Source organism: Bradyrhizobium sp., from assembly GCF_016462955.1.
Lineage (GTDB): Bacteria > Pseudomonadota > Alphaproteobacteria > Rhizobiales > Xanthobacteraceae > Bradyrhizobium.
The window spans coordinates 1-2,375 of sequence record NZ_JAEMSD010000757.1 but is presented as its reverse complement, the minus strand read 5'-3'; the positions used below and the strand labels follow the sequence as shown (position 1 = coordinate 2,375).

The window sequence follows — 2,375 nt, the reverse complement described above, 5'->3', positions numbered from 1 at the left end:
GAAATAGTCCTCTAAATCGACCAGCTTCTCGGCAAGCTCGTAGAGCATCCAATGCGTCTCGGGCGCCTCGTAGACGACGCGCCAGGCCTGCAGCACGCCTTCGTTGAAGCTATGGGTCTCGCGAACGTCGCGCGCCAGCACCGCCGCGGGCATCGCGAGCCCGTTGCGGTCGGCGAGCCGCAGCACCTCGTCATAAAGGCTTGGCGTCGCCAGCTCGGTTTCGAGCAATGTCGTCGTCTCTGCATCGTGCGCGTGCGGCTTCAGCATGGCGTGGTTGCGGTTGCCGAGCAGGAACTCAATCAGACGATATTGCCGCGACTGGAAGCCCGAGGATTGTCCGAGTTGCGAGCGGAAGCGGGTGTATTCGCTGGGCGTCATCGTCCGCAGCACGTCCCAGGCGCCGTTGAGCTGCTCGAAGATGCGTGACATCCGCGCCAACATCTTCATCGCAGGTTGAACCTCGTCCCGCGAAATCGCATGGCGGGCGGCGCTGAGCTCGTGGATGGCAAGCCGCATCCACAGCTCCGTGGTCTGGTGCTGGATGATGAACAGCATCTCGTCATGCGCCTTCGATAGCGGATGCTGGGCGCCGAGGATCGCATCCAGCGCCAGGTAGTCCCCATACGACATCCGCCGGGCGAAATCGGTCTCGGCACCTTCGCTTGAAGGATCGTAATCGCTGGACGTCATGACAAGTCCTTTCGATCGATCTTTACCGGGCCTGCTCAGTCGAGGCCGATCAAGCGGGCGGTGATCTGCGACGACGGATCCTTCAGCCCGTCGATCACCGTGAAATGGTTGAGGCCGGGATCGATGACGAGGTGCGTCGGCACGTCGAAGCCGGTCCAGACGTTGGCCATCAGGTCGGACTGGCGGATGAATTCGGGCCGCTCGCTGCCGCCGACCCAGGCGGTCACAGGCGAATGCCCGCGCGGCAGATGCAGCGCTGCGCTTTCCAGCGTTGCCTCCTCCATCGTCATGCGCAGCGTCTCGTTCATCCCGGTCTTCAGCAGCGGACGCAGATCATGCAGACCGCTGATCGAGAGCGTGCCGGCGATCCGGTTGTAGACGGCGGGTTCGAGCCGGCTGTCGTCGCACAGCATGCGCGTGACGAGATGGCCGCCGGCGGAGTGGCCAGCGAGCAGGATCGGACCCGAGACCAGCGATGCCGCCTTGGCGACCGCGGCGCCGATTTCTGCCGTGATATCGGAGATGCGGGCGGCCGGAGCCAGCGTGTAGCTCGGCAGCGCCACCGTCCAGCCATGATGGCGCGCACCTTCCGCAAGATCTGTCCAGGTCGATTTGTCGAAGCGCATCCAGTAGCCGCCATGAACAAAGACGACGAGCCCCTTGCTGTCGCCATCAGGCAAGACCAGGTCGAGCTTCTGGCGCTCGCCGGCGCCATAGGCGATGTCGGGACGAAATTCCTTCAGCCCGGCGCGGTAGGCCGCCGCGCGCTCCGCCCACATAGCCGGCATCTTGTCCGAACCCGGGATATGGGCCGAATTGGCGTAAGCGTCATCCCAATCGCGCATCGTGACTCCCGCGAACTCGTCTTGCGACCGGGCGCCAGTCTGCCACCGGTCAGGGCGGCATCCTAGTCTTTATTTTAAGCTTAAAGGAGTTGGGAGGCGCCCATCGATTGCGCAGCCGACGACTGGCCGACGCATTCCCCGGGCGTAGCGCAGCGCGCAACAATGCGCTGCCGAACCGGGGTCCAGTGCATGCGGCGACATGGGTCCCGGCTCTGCGGAGCACCACACGGAACGATGCTTCGCATCGTCCGCGCGCTGCACCGCGTCCGGGACACTAAACTACGCCTTCTCCACGCCGCACCATTCGGCAATGAACAGCGCCATCGCCTTGGTCGTTTTCCTCAGCGAGTCCAGGTCGACGAACTCGTTGAAGCCGTGCATCTCGCCGCCGCTGGCACCAAAACACAGGCTTGGAATGCCGTGGTTGAGGCCGTAGAAGCGCGTGTCGGTCAGCGCTGTGAAGACGAGATCCTCTGGCATGCCGCCATAGACCTTGTTGAACGCTCTCCCGAACGCAGCCTCGGGCTCTGCCGCGTCGGTCAGTTCATAGCCTTCCGACAGGAAGCCGGACCATTCAACCTCGGGCGGATTGTTGGCGAGGAAGCGGTGGTTGCGCGAAGCCGCAGCGACGCAGGCCAATATCTCCTTCTGTTGATCTGCGATCGACCAGCCCGGCAACACGGCAATCCGGCAGTCGACATCGCACCAAGCCGGCACGCTCGAGGCCCAGTCGCCCCCCTTGATGATGCCCGCGTTGAAGTTGATGGGATGATCGAGCGTCTTGAAATGACGGTCGGCCTTGGCACGCTCGTTCCATTCGATCTCGAGCTTTTGCAGGGC

General features: G+C 63.5%; 3 protein-coding genes. All 3 read right to left on the bottom strand.

What is annotated here, in order from left to right; genetic code table 11:
• On the bottom strand, positions 1-690 hold a 690-nt coding region (locus JHD07_RS37940), incomplete at its 3' end, for a tryptophan 2,3-dioxygenase family protein (protein WP_291631537.1).
• A gap of 35 nt (positions 691-725) precedes the next feature.
• Entirely contained in the window at positions 726-1,535 is an 810-nt protein-coding gene (locus JHD07_RS37935; protein ID WP_291631534.1) for an alpha/beta hydrolase, read from the bottom strand.
• Positions 1,536-1,814: 279 nt separating this feature from the next.
• On the bottom strand, positions 1,815-2,375 hold a 561-nt coding region (locus JHD07_RS37930), incomplete at its 5' end, for a M20/M25/M40 family metallo-hydrolase (RefSeq protein ID WP_291631532.1).

Excerpts from the sequence above, each read along its gene's own strand:
- JHD07_RS37935 (WP_291631534.1), bottom strand. The coding sequence starts at position 1,535 with ATGCGCGATTGGGATGACGCTTACGCCAATTCGGCCCATATCCCGGGT.